This window comes from Bacillus sp. CH140a_4T (genome assembly GCF_008923725.1).
In the GTDB taxonomy this organism is placed as follows: domain Bacteria; phylum Bacillota; class Bacilli; order Bacillales; family Bacillaceae_G; genus Bacillus_A.
On sequence record NZ_WBPF01000013.1, the window covers coordinates 296,002 to 313,157 of the forward strand.

The 17,156-nt window shown below is 33.5% G+C and carries 16 protein-coding genes and 1 riboswitch; of the genes, 8 read left to right on the forward strand and 8 right to left on the reverse strand.

Going from position 1 to position 17,156, the window contains the following annotated elements; all coding sequences use genetic code 11:
* Positions 1–100 precede the first annotated feature (100 nt).
* Positions 101–2,209, reverse strand: a complete 2,109-nt coding sequence (locus F8162_RS10125) for a polyphosphate kinase (protein WP_151632814.1) — start codon at positions 2,207–2,209, stop codon at positions 101–103.
* Between the two features lie 107 nt (positions 2,210–2,316).
* The gene (ppx, locus tag F8162_RS10130) at positions 2,317–3,855 is read right to left on the reverse strand and encodes an exopolyphosphatase (RefSeq protein WP_151632815.1); all 1,539 of its coding nucleotides are present in this window, start codon (positions 3,853–3,855) and stop codon (positions 2,317–2,319) included.
* A 177-nt stretch (positions 3,856–4,032) separates the two neighbouring features.
* On the opposite strand from ppx, the gene F8162_RS10135 reads away from it, so the two are divergent.
* Positions 4,033–4,491, forward strand: a complete 459-nt coding sequence (locus F8162_RS10135) for a YkyB family protein (RefSeq protein ID WP_151632817.1) — start codon at positions 4,033–4,035, stop codon at positions 4,489–4,491.
* Positions 4,492–4,522: 31 nt separating this feature from the next.
* On the opposite strand, the gene F8162_RS10140 is transcribed toward F8162_RS10135, so the two are convergent.
* Both F8162_RS10140 and F8162_RS10145 read right to left on the reverse strand, forming a co-directional pair.
* Positions 4,523–5,185, reverse strand: coding sequence for a YkyA family protein (locus F8162_RS10140; protein WP_151632819.1), 663 nt, complete (start codon positions 5,183–5,185; stop codon positions 4,523–4,525).
* A gap of 653 nt (positions 5,186–5,838) precedes the next feature.
* Positions 5,839–6,480, reverse strand: coding sequence for a diguanylate cyclase domain-containing protein (locus F8162_RS10145; RefSeq protein WP_151632822.1), 642 nt, complete (start codon positions 6,478–6,480; stop codon positions 5,839–5,841).
* Between the two features lie 163 nt (positions 6,481–6,643).
* Here F8162_RS10145 and F8162_RS10150 point away from each other — a divergent pair, with 163 nt between their 5' ends.
* Positions 6,644–6,877 (forward strand): SPP1 phage holin family protein, encoded by a 234-nt coding sequence (locus F8162_RS10150; RefSeq protein WP_000939452.1) that lies wholly within the window; start codon positions 6,644–6,646, stop codon positions 6,875–6,877.
* Positions 6,878–6,908: 31 nt separating this feature from the next.
* On the opposite strand, the gene F8162_RS10155 is transcribed toward F8162_RS10150, so the two are convergent.
* Entirely contained in the window at positions 6,909–7,409 is a 501-nt protein-coding gene (locus F8162_RS10155) for a hypothetical protein (RefSeq protein ID WP_151632824.1), read from the reverse strand.
* Positions 7,410–7,828: 419 nt separating this feature from the next.
* Here F8162_RS10155 and F8162_RS10160 point away from each other — a divergent pair, with 419 nt between their 5' ends.
* The 4 genes from F8162_RS10160 (at position 7,829) to F8162_RS10180 (ending at position 11,704) form a co-directional block, all read left to right on the forward strand.
* On the forward strand, positions 7,829–9,370 hold the full coding sequence (locus F8162_RS10160; protein WP_151632826.1) for an MDR family MFS transporter: 1,542 nt from the start codon (positions 7,829–7,831) through the stop codon (positions 9,368–9,370).
* Between the two features lie 199 nt (positions 9,371–9,569).
* A complete protein-coding gene (locus tag F8162_RS10165) occupies positions 9,570–9,833 on the forward strand; it encodes a MerR family transcriptional regulator (RefSeq protein WP_151632828.1) in 264 nt (87 codons plus the stop codon).
* Positions 9,830–10,987: an RNA-guided endonuclease InsQ/TnpB family protein gene (locus tag F8162_RS10170; protein ID WP_151632830.1), complete on the forward strand. Its 1,158-nt coding sequence runs from the start codon at positions 9,830–9,832 to the stop codon at positions 10,985–10,987. Before F8162_RS10165 ends, F8162_RS10170 begins: the two co-directional genes overlap by 4 nt.
* A 159-nt stretch (positions 10,988–11,146) precedes the next feature.
* The gene (locus F8162_RS10180) at positions 11,147–11,704 is read left to right on the forward strand and encodes a PadR family transcriptional regulator (protein ID WP_151632832.1); all 558 of its coding nucleotides are present in this window, start codon (positions 11,147–11,149) and stop codon (positions 11,702–11,704) included.
* Positions 11,705–11,885: 181 nt separating this feature from the next.
* Here the strand turns inward: F8162_RS10180 and F8162_RS10185 are convergent, their stop codons facing one another.
* Positions 11,886–12,317: an NUDIX hydrolase gene (locus tag F8162_RS10185; RefSeq protein ID WP_151632834.1), complete on the reverse strand. Its 432-nt coding sequence runs from the start codon at positions 12,315–12,317 to the stop codon at positions 11,886–11,888.
* Positions 12,318–12,647: 330 nt separating this feature from the next.
* Positions 12,648–12,836: riboswitch (cobalamin riboswitch) on the forward strand.
* A gap of 127 nt (positions 12,837–12,963) precedes the next feature.
* Here F8162_RS10185 and metE point away from each other — a divergent pair.
* Positions 12,964–15,252 carry a 5-methyltetrahydropteroyltriglutamate--homocysteine S-methyltransferase gene (gene metE, locus F8162_RS10190; protein ID WP_151632836.1) on the forward strand — a complete coding sequence of 763 codons (2,289 nt, stop codon included), beginning with the start codon at positions 12,964–12,966 and terminating at the stop codon, positions 15,250–15,252.
* A 37-nt stretch (positions 15,253–15,289) separates the two neighbouring features.
* On the opposite strand, the gene comJ is transcribed toward metE, so the two are convergent.
* Positions 15,290–15,679, reverse strand: a complete 390-nt coding sequence (gene comJ, locus F8162_RS10195; protein WP_151632838.1) for a competence protein ComJ — start codon at positions 15,677–15,679, stop codon at positions 15,290–15,292.
* Positions 15,680–15,715: 36 nt separating this feature from the next.
* On the reverse strand, positions 15,716–16,150 hold the full coding sequence (nucA, locus tag F8162_RS10200; RefSeq protein ID WP_151632840.1) for a DNA-entry nuclease: 435 nt from the start codon (positions 16,148–16,150) through the stop codon (positions 15,716–15,718).
* 236 nt (positions 16,151–16,386) lie between these two features.
* Here nucA and F8162_RS10205 point away from each other — a divergent pair, with 236 nt between their 5' ends.
* Positions 16,387–17,136: a DUF3967 domain-containing protein gene (locus tag F8162_RS10205; RefSeq protein WP_151632842.1), complete on the forward strand. Its 750-nt coding sequence runs from the start codon at positions 16,387–16,389 to the stop codon at positions 17,134–17,136.
* The last annotated feature ends 20 nt before the right edge of the window (positions 17,137–17,156 follow it).

The window sequence follows — 17,156 nt, forward strand, 5'->3', positions numbered from 1 at the left end:
ACTATTCTCTCTACGCATCCTTCTATTTAGAGAACGTATAATAAGTAGAGAACAAAGTAAAAAAAACCTTTTTTAAGAGGTTTTTTTTACTTTGTTCTCATTATTCAGCATCCGTGTTTTGATACGCCATCTTAAACAACTTCACTTGGCTATCAATTTCTTCTGTACTACTATTAATAACATAGTAGTAGTCACCAGATTTATTTTGTTCACGTGTTTTCACATTATCAGCTAATGTAAGTTGTAAAATCGCCTTAATTCTCGCCTTCATTTCAATATCTAATATTGGGAAAGATATTTCTACTCGCTTCTCCATATTTCGTGTCATCCAGTCAGCTGAAGATAAGTATATTTTCTCTTCTCCATTATGATGGAAATAATAAATTCTACTATGTTCTAAATATCTCCCGACAACGCTAACTACACGAATATTTTCACTTACATTTGGAATACCAGGCCTTAAACAACATGTTCCTCGAACGATAAGCTCTACCTTTACTCCAGCTTGTGATGCTTCATACATTTTTTTTATTAATGGTTTGTCTGTTAATGAATTCATCTTGGCGATAATATATCCATTTCCATATTGCCTATGATAACGAATTTCTTCATCTATTAAATCGATAAATTGCTCTCTTATATCAAATGGCGCAACCGATAAGTGATGAAAATGTGGCTTTGTTGTATAACCACTCAAATAGTTAAAGAAATTTGTTGCATCAACCCCAAAGTCTTTTCGTGATGTAATATACCCGAAATCAGTATATAACTTTGCTGTTGCATCATTATAATTTCCAGTCCCTAGATGTACGAATCTTTCGATTTTTCCATTTTTTCTTCTTACAACTAGCGTAATTTTACTATGTGTTTTCAAATGACTTACACCGTAAATAACGTGACAGCCTGCCTGTTCCAATTCTTTAGCCCAATTCACATTATTTTCTTCGTCAAATCTTGCCTTTAATTCAACTAATACCGTCACTTGTTTTCCTTTTTCAGCGGCTACCTTTAATGCCTGAATAATCGGTGAATCTCCACTTACTCGGTATAACGTTTGTTTGATTGCAAGTACATTCGGATCGTCTGCCGCATCACGTACAAAATCAACTACTGGCTGAAACGATTCAAATGGATGGTGTAATAAAATATCATGCTCAATTACTTTTTCAAAAACATCTTCCGCATCCCCTAAGTCTTGAGGGCGTTGCGGAATAAGAGCCGGATATACTAGATGTTCATATAAAGGAGCTAGTTTTTTATATAAGGAAAATAGACATGTTAAATCTAACGGTCCATCCATTATATATACATCTTCATCTTTTACTTCCAACACCTCATATAATAATGCTAATACTCTTTCATCAATATGCTCTTTGCCAACTTCTAAACGTACAGCAGCTCCCCACTTACGCTTCTTTAATTCCTTTTCAATTACCTTTAATAAATCCCTCGCACCTTCTTCATGAATCGTTAAATCCGCATTACGTGTAATACGGAAACGAGTAACAGACGACACTTTATATCCTGTAAATAATTTATGAGTAAAACCACTAATTATATCTTCTAATAAAATAAATTTATGCTTTTGCCCTTCACTTGGCAAAAATATGAAACGTTCAAGTAATGAAGGAACTTGTACAATCCCTAACTTCGTACGGTTTTCTTCCTCCACTTGTTTCTCATCATATAAAAGAGTAGCTAAATTCAAACTTTTATTTAATAACATCGGAAATGGACGATATGCATCGATAGCTACAGGTGTTAAGACTGGGAAAATTTGCTCATCAAAGTACTCTTCTATGAATTCTCTCTGTTCTTTCGTCAAATCATGGAACGTTAAACGCTCAATCCCCTCTAGCTCCAGTACTGGCAATACATAATTTTTAAACGTATCATATTGTACAGTCATTAGTTCATGAGCCTTTATCGCAATTTTATTTAATTGCTTTTTTGGTGTTAATCCAGCCTTATTTTCTGGTTGGTTAAACCCCGCACTCACTTGATCCTTCAATCCTGCCACGCGTACCATAAAGAATTCATCCAAATTCGAGCTGAAAATGCTAATAAACTTTAATCTTTCCAAGAGCGGATTCGTTTCATCCTGTGCTTCTTGTAGTACACGTTCATTAAATGCTAACCAACTTAGTTCTCTATTGTTGTAATAAGCTGTATCATTTAAATTAACTATATTCCCCTTCAACATTTCCATCCCCTTCACACTTCCCTTGAAACTTTTTTACTATAATTTAGTTACTTTCATTTTAGCAAATTACAATATTCCAAAGTGTTAATTTTTCGTAAAGACATCCGTACAACTTAACATTTTGATTCAAAGGATAAATGAATAGGCGTTTTCAATACTCTTTCCAGCTGCTTTTTTTGTTTTTCAGCTTGCACTTTTTCCGCTAATGCCGATTGCTCACATACAATTTTACATGTTAATCCTTCTTTACTTTCTGTTATAGATATCGATTCAACAAGCGATCTTTGTCTTATATTTAGAGCTGCTGAAAATTGTAAAACAGCGCCTAATAGGCGAATTTTTTTTTGTTCGTTTTTATCAAACCATCCTTCAAATGGAGACAAATGTTGTTTGAATAACATTTTTGATTTATAAGACGCAATAAGCGCTAATCTAACTCGCTCTTTATGCATCATACCATCAATTGTTTTATTCGCTAATAAATAAAACGTATGTAGGCGGCTCGCTTCTTCGTCTATATATTTGCCTATATTAAATACTTTCGCTGCTTGATGGAATATTGCCCAGTCTTTTACTGACATAGTAATTAGCCCTGTTTCTTCAAGCTGTTGACAAATCAATCTTCCATGTTTAATAAGCTGCATTACAAATTCCATATCCATTTCATATTCATGTGATAATAAATACAAACTTTCTTCCACTACGTTCGGATAATATGAAATCCCCAAATCTTTTGTCAACTCTTCATAGAAAACGCCTTCTCGTAACCCTTTTCTACTTAATACAAATGATGATGCCTCTATAACATTAACAAGCGTATGAAAAACTTCGACAGCTGGAATAATTGTATCTGCTCGATCTTTTGCCAATCCTTCCAATTTTTGAAGTTCTATGAACGACAATGCTTCCAATTCTTCTTTCACATTTTTAATATCTTCTTCTTTCATCTTATATAAATGTACCCCTGCTATAGGATAACAAATTAAATTTTGATGGATTTTCACTAAGTTCCTCGCACTACCACCAATTGCAATAAGAGGCAATTTCTTATCAATTAACCATGGTAATGTTTGAAATTGATATTCTAAGTACGTTTGAATCTTTTCCAACTCGTCTTCAGTAGGTATATCCTCTTTAATAAATTGTTGCTTTAAAGAAAGTGCTCCAAAAGGAAAGCTATGGTACTCTAGAATCTCTCTATTTCGAAAGTATGTAACTTCTGTACTTCCTCCACCAATATCTACTGTAATTCCTTCAGAGAACGAAGTTGAATTCATAACTGCTAAATAGCCGTAACGTGCTTCCTCATATTCTGATAATACTCTAAGAGTAAAGTCTGTTTGTCCTTCAACCAGTTTTTTAATTGCCTCTTGATTCTCAGCCTGTCTAATTGTTGCTGTTGCAACACAAAGTACATGATGCAACTGGTGGAATCGCGTACTTTCTTGAAATTGAAATAATGTTTGTAACAATACCTCTATTCCTTCTTCAATCAACACACCATCAATTAAGTAATTCCTTAACCGAGCAACCACTTTCGTATTTTCAATCTCCTTATAAAAACCTCCATTTTGCTTTTCATAAATAACTAAACGCATTGTATTAGATCCAATATCTATAATGGCATATTGCTGTTTTAATATTTCTTTCAAACTTCTCACTCTTTCATTATCAAATTTCTAAAACACATTCTATTACTATTATACAAAATAGTTGTTTTTTGTAACAATATTGCTTTAATATTGAAAATATATACAATCACTTTTTGCATATAATAAAAACCTCTTTTATTTATGTTATAATAATGAAAAATTGAAAGGAGATTCAATATGAAACCTTCACAACCACAATCTCAATTACAAAACCAACATTCTATTAATCGACTAGCTCAATCTATTTTCGTTGTGAATCGTCATGCTAAAGCTGCAACTAATCCGAAGTATTTATACTGGTTAAAAAAGACGGCTTTAGAACGCTTAATTGCTGAAAAAAAAGCTATTAAAGAAGGATTACATTTTTCTAGAAATCCACGTTTTAGCCAACAACAATCTGATGTTCTTATACGTTTAGGTGATTATTTTTTCCATATTCCTCCTGCCAAAGAAGATTTTCGAATCCTACCACATCTTGGTCATCTTGAATCCTCCTATCGAAATCCGAAAACAACCTTATCTTTAACAGTAGCAAAAAAAACACTTCAAGATTATATTGGTCCTGAAGCACTGAAACAAGAAAAAAAATTAAGTGAACCTGTCCCATGGTATAGTCGTACTTATACAAAAAAATAAAACAGTTTGGCCAATTGTAGGCCAAACTGTTTTATTTTTTCTCTTCTTTAATTTTAATATTTGCTTGTTTATAAAAAGCTATTTTTTCTGTATTATAAGATTTTGTAAATTCATTAAACTTGTCTTTTTCTGATTCAATATCCTTATAAGATTGATTCACTACTTTTACTTTTTCACTAATATCTTTTAATTTTGTACCTTTATCTTGTAACATTGTATATAATTCTTTTTCTTGTTTTAACGATTTATTATAGCTATCATACATCTTGTTAAATGAATCTTGTCGTTTCTCATATGTGCTTTTCACTTTATCCGCTTGATCTTTCAATTTCTTATCTTCAATTTTCTTCACATATTTATCTGCTGATTTTACTTCTTCTTGTGCCTTACTTAAAGATTCTTTTTCTTTTTTAAGCACTTTGTCTCGTTCATCTGTATTTTTCACTGCTTGGTTCAATTTTTCCTTAACAACTTGATTATTATCTTTTCCTTCTTGAACAATCTGATTATATAATTCTTGTCCCTCTTTTTCTAAAGTTTCAAGTTTCTTTGCATCTTCAAACATTGTTTTTTCTTGCTTTGCAGCATTTTCAAATGCAACATATAATTCCTCTTCTGGTTTCGGTCCGAAACAACCGGCTAATAAAGTCATTGATAATGCAGTTACAATTGCTAATTTACTATATTTCAACATCTTCTTCCTCCTACTTATATACGATCATCGTGTAAAAAGCTATGAAAATTATATATCCTTCTATAAACTCCATACTCGCACCTTTTCTACGAAAATCATTGATATTGTTTATAATGCTTGTACAAATTGTATTACTTAAAATTACATTTTACTTTTTTGAACCAATTAGCAGTTTCATATCCATCTTTTACTTAGCACTTTCTAAAGCCTGTTCATACTATGTATTACATAAAAGTACAACGGAATTCATCACAGCCATAATAATTTGAAGAACAACAGTAATAATAATTCACCTGATAAAAGATGATCGTTGTTCTCTCACGTCTATCATTCTATCATTCCCTTTCCGGCTTTCTATCAAATAATCTATTTGTTCATTTTACACAGTATAAATGCTATCTTGCAACAACTTACAATTATTCTTGTCATTCCCTAAAAAGGAAAAGTGTAGAGCATGCTTTCCTCTACACTTTTAAAATGAAACACATTGTGCAAAATGCATTGACACATCCATCATAATTATATGCTTATTCCATATATTTTTAAAGACTTTTATTACAATAAAAGTTCTTTTTGTAATAAAAGTCAAAAAAATGTTACATTCAAAACTTCTTCATATCATATTTCTTCAAATCAAAGTTTCACTCATTTTCTTAGAAATCCCTATGCTGGTACAATTGATTTTGTGCCTTTCTTAACAATTCTTCAAAAGTTTTTCCTTCTATTGGATAACTAGCAGCTCCAAATAATAGCGTCATACTTAACAAACCATTTTCTATTTCACTTTCAATATTTTTCATTAATCGATTTGTTATTGTCGACTTTTCATGTCCCTTATCAATCGCCACAATAACATACTTATTTTCATCCCACCTAGTAACGACATCTCCTTTACGAATTGTCTTTACAATCGTACTCTCCAATTTTTGTACTAACACCTCCAATTTTTTTTCTTGCACTGTTTCTTTTAGTTCTTTCCATTCTTTCACAGAAAGAATGTACACTGTAATATTATGAGAATCCCGTTCTGATAAAGCAGCTACTTTCTCAAAGAAATCAACTACAAAATCATTACTTGCCATTCCCCCTACTTCCGTATCCATACGCCCACTCGCTCTTTTATCATACCAATGTCCAAAATAATAGCTGAGTATCATTTGCAATATATAAATAATAAAGACGGTATAAAATGATCGCGAATCCAGTTTTGTAATTACATCCTGAAGCGCAATCCATTCTGTAACTGCCACTGTATTCCCAAGTAATAACCCACTAATTTTCCCTTTATGTTTCATACTTCTCCTCCTTTCTATACCAATATATGTTTCTATAACAATTATGTTTTTCTACAAAATAAAAAATGTACATATTGAGTGTACATTTCCGCTTAAGCTTGTCTACCATTTCTATTCTATTTCATATATATACTATATATCGTTTTAGAAAGAGGTGACTTATATGCTACAAAAAGAGAATCTATCAGATATTATACGTTTACTAGCAGGTTTTCTATTATCATTAAAATTACTGTTTAATTCTTTCGGAGTGAACTTTATTACAAACGATCAAATTGATGCTATTGTAAATGTTGCTTCCTTTCTTTTCATTTTATATTTTGGTTATAAAAATAATTATGTAGGAAAAAAAGGAATCGAGCAAAAAAAAGTACTCAAAAAACACAACCTTCATTAAAAAAGGAACCTTTCATACAGGTTCCTTTTTATCATTGCCGCACAACAACTTCATTTGTTTGCAGTGGACCATATGATACTCCGTTATATTGGAATGTATATGTAGCCTGAAATAATGCGTTTTTAAGTGCTTTATCTTTATTTGCTTTTATTTTACAAATTAATTCTACCTTTTCATTCGGTAATAAATTATCGATTCGCCACCTTACAAGCTGGAATAGAAACTCACTTATCCCCTTATCTGCCTTTAATGAATTTGGGATGTATGCAAAATAATCTCGAATCATATGACTTACTACAACTCGTGAAATCATTTCTATTCCTTTATTTTCAACTTCAATTCGAATAATAAGTATGTCGTTTGCATCATAGGTCAGTTCATATGAAAATTTTTCTTTATACATACTACGGATTTGCAATGTAACTGCTACATTAGGACATTCGTTTTCCTTTTTTGAGCCATCAATCCATAATACCGGTTGTAGCGGTATTGAACGCCTTCCTTGATCCGAAATTCTTTTCCATATTTTCACAATAATATTCACCCCATTTCAGATGCATCATTCATACGACCTTATTCTGCCTCTCTACACAATATTAATAAAGCTTGCTACAAACGATATATAGTTATTACTCTTCCTTTTATCCTATTCGACAATATAAAGAAAAAACCATTTTTCCTCTGTTAACTGAAAGTATTCTTGCTGAAATATTTTTTTACAATTTCCTTCATTGACTTTATACCAACATTAAGTATTACTCACTCTTTCGCAGCCCATACAACAGAATATTTTGACGGATGAAAAAGTTTGCCTTTTAGTCAAATTTGACTATAATATTCTTTATGGCTTGTGCACTTGTGTAAATTGATTTGAAAGAACTATCCTTTACATTTTTATGCGCTGCACTCAAAACTTAATATAGTTTACTTATTTTTAAAGGAGGGTTATATTTGGAATCTCAATTATCAAAAAAAGACTCCAACAAGACAAAATTTGTTGTTGCTGGTTTACTACTTGGTATTTTAATGGCGGCAATGGATAATACAATCGTTGCAACAGCAATGGCAACGATCGTTGGAGACCTAGGAGGATTTGACAAGTTCGTTTGGGTCACGTCTGCATATATGGTAGCAACAATGGCAGGCATGCCTATCTTCGGAAAACTTTCCGATATGTACGGACGGAAACGTTTTTATATCGGTGGTCTCATTCTTTTCTTATTCGGTTCCGCACTTTGCGGAACAGCATCTAGTATTGAGCAGCTAAGTATTTATAGAGCAATTCAAGGAATCGGGGGCGGTGCTCTTATGCCTATTGCCTTCACAATTATGTACGATATATTCCCACCAGAAAAGCGCGGAAAAATGACAGGGCTATTCGGTGCGGTTTTCGGGACATCTAGTGTATTCGGTCCTTTATTAGGTGCTTATATTACAGACTATATAAGTTGGCATTGGGTCTTCTATATTAATATTCCATTAGGGCTTATCTCCTTCTTCTTCATTACTAAATACTACAGTGAATCTCTAGAATTTAGAAAACAAAAAATTGATTGGGCTGGCGCTATTACACTTGTTATTAGTATCATTTGCTTAATGTTCGCCTTAGAACTTGGTGGTAAAGAATATGCATGGAATTCCACTGTAATTATCGGTTTATTTACAACAGTTGTTATTATGCTCATTATTTTCTTCTTCGTAGAACGAAAAGCAACGGAGCCTATCATTTCTTTCCATCTCTTTAAAAAACCTTTATTCGCAGCTAGCCAAGGCGTTGCCTTTTTCTATGGTGCCGCTTTTATTATCTGTACAGTTTATATTCCAATCTTCGTTCAAGGTGTTCTCGGCGGTTCAGCCTCCAATGCTGGATTAATTTTAACACCTATGATGGTTGGCTCTGTAATTGGAAGTCAAACAGGTGGACAATTAGCTTCACGCACAAGTTATCGTAACATCATGATCGTATCTGGCGTTTTCTTTGTAATTGGTATTTATTTACTAAGCACTTTAACGATGGATACACCTCGTCTACTTGTAACACTATTTATGGTTCTCACTGGACTTGGAGTTGGTTTCTCGTTCTCAGTTTTAAGTATGTCTTCTATCCACAAGTTAGAAATGCGTGACCGTGGTTCTGCTACATCAACAAACTCATTCTTCCGTTCACTCGGTATGACTCTTGGTGTAACAATTTTCGGTACCATTCAAAATCATATTTTTACTAATAAATTAAGCACGGTGTTCCCTCCTGAACTAGCTAAATTAGCTCCACAGGGCGGAGACACAAGTTTCTTATTATCACAAGGTGCTACCGAGAAGATGCCACCTGAAATATTAACTGGTATTAAAGAGGCTCTCGCTACATCTATTGCCAGCACATTCTTCTGGGCACTTATCCCTGCTGTACTAAGTATTATTTGTATTTTACTTATGGGAAATGAACGACTATTTACAGGTCCAAAAACGAAACAAAAACAAAAGCAAGTAAGTTAGTATAGAAAAAAGAAACGGCATACCCTTTATGAAAAAGGGTATGCCGTTTATAATATATAAAGTAAATCTTTGATCAGTAAGGAACCATTCCCACTGGTTATTATCCCTCACCAATCGGGATAAAGTTTCTATATACAGGAGAAAGAAACAGTAAACAAAAACATAGACAAAAGTGTGCATATATAGCAAAAAAGTAATTATGAAACAATATAAACCAAAAGAATTTTCAGAAATGCTTAATGTCTCTGTTAAGACATTACAAAGGTGGGACAATCAAGGTGTTTTAACTGCTTACCGAAACCAAAAAGGAAGAAGATATTCTACAGAAGAACAGTATAAGGAATATATGGGTATTCAAGAAGAACTTGTTCAGGATTTAATATCTATCATTCATGTATTTAGCTGTAGAATATATGGGTTGAGAAAATACAAAAAGAAAATGTCGGAGGATGAAGACTTATGAAAAGAGCATATTTAATAGAAATCAAACCGACAACTGAACAAGTTAGTAAAATCCGTCAAACTATTGGGGTGTGTCGATATGTATATAACCTGTATATCTCTAAAAATAAAGAGGCATATGAGTCGGAGGGGAAATTTCTTAGTGGCTATGACTTTTCCAAATGGCTGAACAATATTCATACAAAAGAGTGTGACCAGTGGATTAAAGAAGTGTCGAGCAAAGCGGTAAAACAAGCGATTATGAATGGAGATAAAGCTTTTAAGCGATTTTTTAAAGGGTTATCCAAATTTCCACGATATAAGAAAAAGAAGAAGCAAGATGTGAAGTGTTATTTCCCTAAAAACAATAAAACAGATTGGACAGTAGAAAGACATAGAGTAAAAATCCCCACAATTGGTTGGACAAGGTTAAAAGAATATGGGTATATCCCTAAAAATGCAACTGTAAAAAGTGGCACAGTATATCAAAGAGCAGGAAGATATTTTGTATCTGTACTTTGCGAATTGGAAGAAATGGCAACAAAGTTAGCACTCAATAAAATAGGTCTAGGGATTGATTTAGGAGTGAAGGATTTTGCTACACGTAGCGATGGTATCGTTCATGAGAACATCAACAAAACAATAAAAGTAAAAAAGATAGAAAAACGGTTAAAACGTGAACAACGCTCTTTAGCACGTAAATTTGAAAATCTAAAAAAGAGAGGTGAAAAATCTGTTACTAATAAAAGAGTGAATATAGATAAAAATGTTCTTAGAGTGCAAAAGTTGCATGCTCGATTAGCGAATATTCGAATAGAGTATGTAAAGTCTATTGTAACGAATGTGGTGAAAACCAAGCCAACGTTTATTACAGTGGAAGATTTGAATGTGAAAGGTATGATGAAGAATAAACATTTATCTAAAACAATTGCCAAGCAGTCTTTTTTTGCTTTTAAAACATGGCTTTTGACGAAATGTGAGGAATATGGAATTGAATTACGTCAAGTAGACCGGTTTTATCCATCGTCAAAGTTATGCTCATGTTGCAGTCAAAAGAAAGCGGATTTAAAGCTATCTGACCGAGTATATACATGTGAATGTGGCAATGTAATGGATAGAGATTTGAACGCAGCAATCAACCTTTTACAAGCAAAAGAATATACAATACTAACGTAAATAGATTGTATATATGTACGGTGGGCTACATCGGAATTTACGCCTGTGGAGTGTCACAGCAAACTGTAGTAGCAAGTGATTAGCGAGGCAGGGCACGTAGAAGCAGGAATACTCTAAGAATATACATTTGTCTATATTTTTAGTAGCAGTTGAGACAGAATGAGCATGAAATTAGTCATTCTCGGTTTGCTACTCGAAGGGGATAAACATCCATATGAAGTGCAACACATCATGAAAGAAAGACAAATGGATTGTTATATTAAATATGCAAAAGGATCACTTTACTACGCCTTCGAGCAATTAGAAAAGCAAGGTGCAATTCGTATTACCACGATTGTTCGAGATACGAATAGACCAGATAAAACAATCTTTCATATAACAGAAGATGGTAAACAATTATTTCACAAGTTACTATTAAAACAATTCGAGGCAAAAAATCAAATCTATAAACCAATTTATTCGGCACTCTCTTTCGCTCAGTTTGGTGACGATCAAGAGTTAGTTCCTATTTTAGAAAAAAAGAAAAATGATACCGTTCAATATTTACATAAAATGCAAGCTATTTATGATTGTAGCAAAGGACAAATTCCACGTGCACAACTATATATTTTACAAAGTGTTATTGAACATATCTCAGTTGAATTACAATGGTTAAACACCCTCCTTACAGATGCAATTGCAGGGCGACTTTCAGAAATTGATATAGATGCCGAGTGAACTTATAAAGAAGAAACGGTAAAAAGACGATAAAGTTATTTCATTTTAAAACCTAAAACAAGCACCCCCATTCTAATTTAGGACGGGGTTATGCTTGTTTAAGTTTCGCTATAAGATACTGCACTCAAAAATTTAACAAATATCTATTCATCACCAGCATCCCATAACGGAAGATTATTTCTTAAAATTCTATATAAAAAGGTTGTTGATTTTCATCCAAACTGTATTCAATTCTTTGTCTGAAATTCATAAAACTCACCATTTCTAACGCCTGCTCAATAGGATAGAAACCCACTTCCAAACTTTCTGGTGTAGTCGTTAATTTACCTCCAACTGGCCTAGCTAAAAACAACGTATTACATATTGAATGGTTCACATTTTGAAATACTCCACAAAATTTTAAAACCTCAATATCAATACCCGTTTCCTCTTTCGTTTCCCTTATTGCAGCTTCTTTCAAAGACTCCCCTTCTTCAACTTGTCCACCTGGCATTTCCCATCCTCTTCTAGGTCCTTTAATTAATAGGATTTCATTTTGTTCATTCATTACAATTGTCGCTGCTGAAACTATATGTTTTGACGGTGAATATATAGTTTGTGTACTTTGTTCCAATTGAAATTCCCCATTTCTATAAACTTAGTTTATGTATCTTTATACAGAAACCTTGTTCTTTCTTGTAATAACTTACTATTTCAAAATGAACCATCCAATTCCCTTCCTTATTCCAAAATATGGACGGATTTTCAAATATCATAACTAGCATCTTATCTCTGTACAAGTACATTCTTCTTTGTATATTTAATTGCGATTCACCTCTAAAAAATCTGAAGAATATGAATAATTAAAATAAAAAAACTTTAGAATTTTCTTATTTTAAAACAGTAGACAAAATTCCGAAAATTGTGTTAGAATTTGTTTCAATATCATATCGCTTGTTAACTTCCTTTCAAAAGGAAAATAGGTACACGAAAATTTCGTTTCGTGTTTAAAAGGGAAGCTTGGTGAAACTCCAACACGGTCCCGCCACTGTAAATGCTGAGATTTCTTTGTAGTGCCACTGTGAAAACGGGAAGGTGAAAGAAATTATATGAAGCATAAGTCAGGAGACCTGCCTGTTTTAACAACACTGATAGATTCACGGATGATGATGAGGTGTTAAAACAAAAAGGAAGGCTTATTCTCTATGCCTTTATACTTTTTGTTATAGGTATTTCCTAGTAAACGGAAATGCTTACTTTCAATTAGGGAGGAATTTGAAATGGCAATTCAAACAAGTAATTTAGGTTATCCACGTATCGGGCTACAAAGAGAGTGGAAAAAAACATTGGAAGCTTTTTGGTCCAATAAAATTGATGAAGAACAATTTTTAACTACGATGAAAAAAATTCGCCTTCAACACGTTAAAGTACAGCAAGAAAAAGGGATTGAACTCATCCCCGTTGGCGACTTTACATATTATGATCACGTTTTGGATACTGCTTATATGCTAGGATTTATCCCATCACGTTTTTCTGAGTTTACATCTTACCTTGATGTATATTTTGCCATGGCGCGTGGCTCTAAAGATCACGTAGCTTCCGAAATGACAAAATGGTTTAACACAAACTATCATTATATCGTTCCTGAATATGAAGAGGGATTACAAATCTCATTAAAAGATAATCGTCCACTTCGCTTATATGAAGAGGCGAAACAAGAATTAAGAGTAGATGGAAAACCTGTTATTTTAGGACCATATACTTTCTTGAAATTAGCTAAAGGCTATACAAAAGAGCAATTTACTACTATTTTAAAACAGTTAGTTGCACCTTACGTACAACTGCTTTCAGAACTACATGCAGCTGGTGCACAAGTCATTCAAGTCGATGAACCGATTTTCGCTTCTCTAACAAACGAAGAAATTCAACAAGCAAAAGAAATTTATGAAGCTATTCGTAAAGAAGTTCCAAATGCGAATCTTCTTTTACAAACATATTTTGATAGTGTAGAAGAAAACTATGAAGAAATTATTACATTCCCTGTATCCGGTATTGGCTTAGATTTCGTTCATGGTAAAGAAGGTAATCTACATGCTATTTCAAAATATGGATTCCCAGCTGATAAAATTTTAGCTATCGGTTGTATAGATGGCCGTAACATTTGGAGAGCTGACCTTGATGAAGTTCTTACGTTATTTACAACGTTACAAAAACAAGTCCAAACGAAAGATTTCATCGTTCAGCCTTCTTGTAGCTTATTGCATACACCAATCGATAAAACAGAAGAAACTCACTTATCGACTGAGCTATTTGATGCGTTAGCATTTGCAAATCAAAAACTAGAAGAGTTAGTTCTTATTCATTCCGCTCTGACTCAAGGTACAGAAAGCATTAGTAATGAGCTGGAAACATACCGAAATGTACATCATACAATTCGTTCATCTGCTGCACGTAACCGAGAAGATGTTAAAGCAACACGAACAGCACTAAAAGAAGAAGATTTTTCACGCCCTCTTCCATTTGAAAAACGATACGAATTACAACAAGTTGCCCTGGAGTTACCATTATTACCAACAACAACAATCGGTAGCTTCCCGCAAACAACTGAAGTTCGTCAAACGCGAAAAGAATGGCGTAACGGTGTTATTTCAAATGAACAATATGAACAATTTATTGAAAAAGAGACAGAAAAATGGATTCGTTACCAAGAAGAAATTGGTCTTGATGTCCTTGTACATGGTGAATTTGAAAGAACTGACATGGTCGAATATTTTGGTGAGCGCCTTGCTGGTTTCTCATTCACTAAAAACGGTTGGGTTCAATCATACGGTTCCCGCTGCGTAAAACCACCTGTTATTTATGGAGATGTAGCCTTTATTAGCGGAATGACTATTAAGGAAACTGTTTATGCACAAAGTTTAACAGAGAAAGTTGTAAAAGGAATGTTAACTGGACCTGTTACGATTTTAAATTGGTCCTTCGTTCGAAATGACATTCCAAGAAAAGAAGTTTCATATCAAATTGCATTAGCTCTTCGTCACGAAATTGAACTACTTGAATCTTCCGGAATTCGAGTAATCCAAGTCGATGAGCCAGCACTTCGTGAAGGAATGCCACTAAAAGAAAAAGATTGGGATGCTTATATTACATGGGCAGTACAATCCTTCCTTTTAGCAACTTCTTCTGTAGCAAATGAAACACAAATTCATACGCATATGTGTTACAGTAACTTCGAAGATATTGTTGACGCGATTCGCGCATTAGATGCAGATGTGATTTCTATTGAAACATCAAGAAGTCACGGAGAATTTATTGACACATTAAAACATACAACATATGAAAAAGGCATCGGTCTAGGTGTATATGATATTCATAGCCCACGTGTACCGAGTAAAGATGAAATGTATAAAATCGTAGAACAATCTTTAGAAGTATGCGATCCTAAATATTTCTGGATTAATCCTGATTGTGGTTTAAAAACGAGAAGAACGGAAGAAGTTATCCCGGCTTTAGAACACATGGTGCAAGCAGCAAAGGATGCTCGTTCCCTGCTAAAAACAAACGCATAACAAAAATGGGTTATCCTTTTTGAGGATAACCCATTTTTTATTCTTTACTTTCAAAAAAGAATTCGTATTGTATTTTATATAATTCATCATCCGTTGGTTCTTCAAGAGGAGTTGCCTGTAATACAACTGTATACTCACCATTCGGAATAGAGATTTGAAATTTATTTGAAAGAATACTTGTTACAACGATACATTCATTTTCAACTGTAAAAGGAACTGTAACCGTTCTAATCACTTCTTCTTTCTCAATATGTTTCCCGCAAGTCACTTTTACTTCACAAGTATAATCAGAGAGTGCTTCAAAAATAACAGTTCCATCCGCCTTCGCATAACCTCTTTCAAAATCTTCATCCGTCCAGTCTACGTAAGGCTGCTCACCATCATAGTTCATCAACATTAATTGCGAATAAGAAATTGTTAACTCCATCGTTCCCCTTCTCCTTCATTATGAAATATGCAACTACTACTTCACGTCAAATTTCACACGCGTACCATCTGGGTATTTATCTAACTTATTTCCTACCCAAGATCCTGCTCCGCGGTTATCTGCTGGACTTATATATTCAATATGTGCTCCTTTTCCGCCTTCTTTACACATCGCCATTGGCCATTCATCACGATCATACCCTTTTTTTGATGGATATGGAGCTAACGATAATTTTCTTCTATCCGCAGCACCACCACGGTCGATTGTACAAACTTCTGAATGTCCTTCTTTTATAGCATCCGTAATATGTTTCCCTGTCTCCGGATATCGCTCTTTCGGAAATTCTAGAACTTGATCATACGCATTTGTTTTTTTGATACTTGTTTCCTCTGGAACAAGTACTTCATAAACCGCTACTACAATAGAAAGAATTGCAATAATTGAAATGATAACACCTTTTAATTGCTTCATGTATACCTCCATGATTCTACCAGTTTCTTTTCCTCAGTTATTATAACAAACTTCTCCTGTATATGTTTTCAGACATTATTTTAGCTCCTCTTCGCCATTCCGCCAAAAACTCTCATTTTTCTTCATCTTTTCACTAATGCTGTAGAAAACTAATAACCTTCCGACATTCTTTTTCAAAGGAAGTCCTTATAAAAGATTGAAATGATATATACGATACTTTTTGGGGAGGAAATAACATGGAAGCTATCTATAAAACGAAAGATGTCACGAATAAAACAGGCATCCCAAAACATATAGTCCGTAAATATAGTCAACTGTTAGAGGAACATGGTTATATGATTTCCAAAACAGCTGATGCTCGTATTTATAAACTGGATGATTTAAAACTATTGAAATCTATACATGAAAGAGCTGCTACATTACAAGAAGATATTTCAGAAACGATACCTATTATTTTAAAAGAAAAAGAGGCCCCACCTGTACCCGCTATACAAGATAAGCAAGAAATACAACCGAAAGAAAAAGAAGATGGACGTAACTTTGAGGAGTTCATGTTAAAACTTGAAATGCTCGCTCAATTAAATGAAGCAATCATTCATCAAAATTCGACCCTTATTACCCAAAATCGTTTAAAAGATGAAAAGCTAGATGAATTGATGCAACAAGTTTATGTAAAAGAAGGCTCTCAAGAAAAAATGCTACAAGAGTTAGTGGATCATGCCGCTCAAACAGATGCCCTGCAAAAAGAAAAGATGGACTTATTAATGAATCATATGTATAAACGAGAATCTAAGCAAGAAGAAAAAATGAATAAACTCGTAAATCAAATTTATAATAAAGACAGTAATCGTGATACACAACTTATGCAAGTAATTCGTGAAATTCAAGAAACAAAAAGAATGGTTGCTGCCTCAAAAGAGCAAGGATTCTTGCAATCATTTAAAAGTTTATTTAGCCGAACAAAACAAGAAAAAACAAATGAATAAACAATATAAAATAAAAAGTT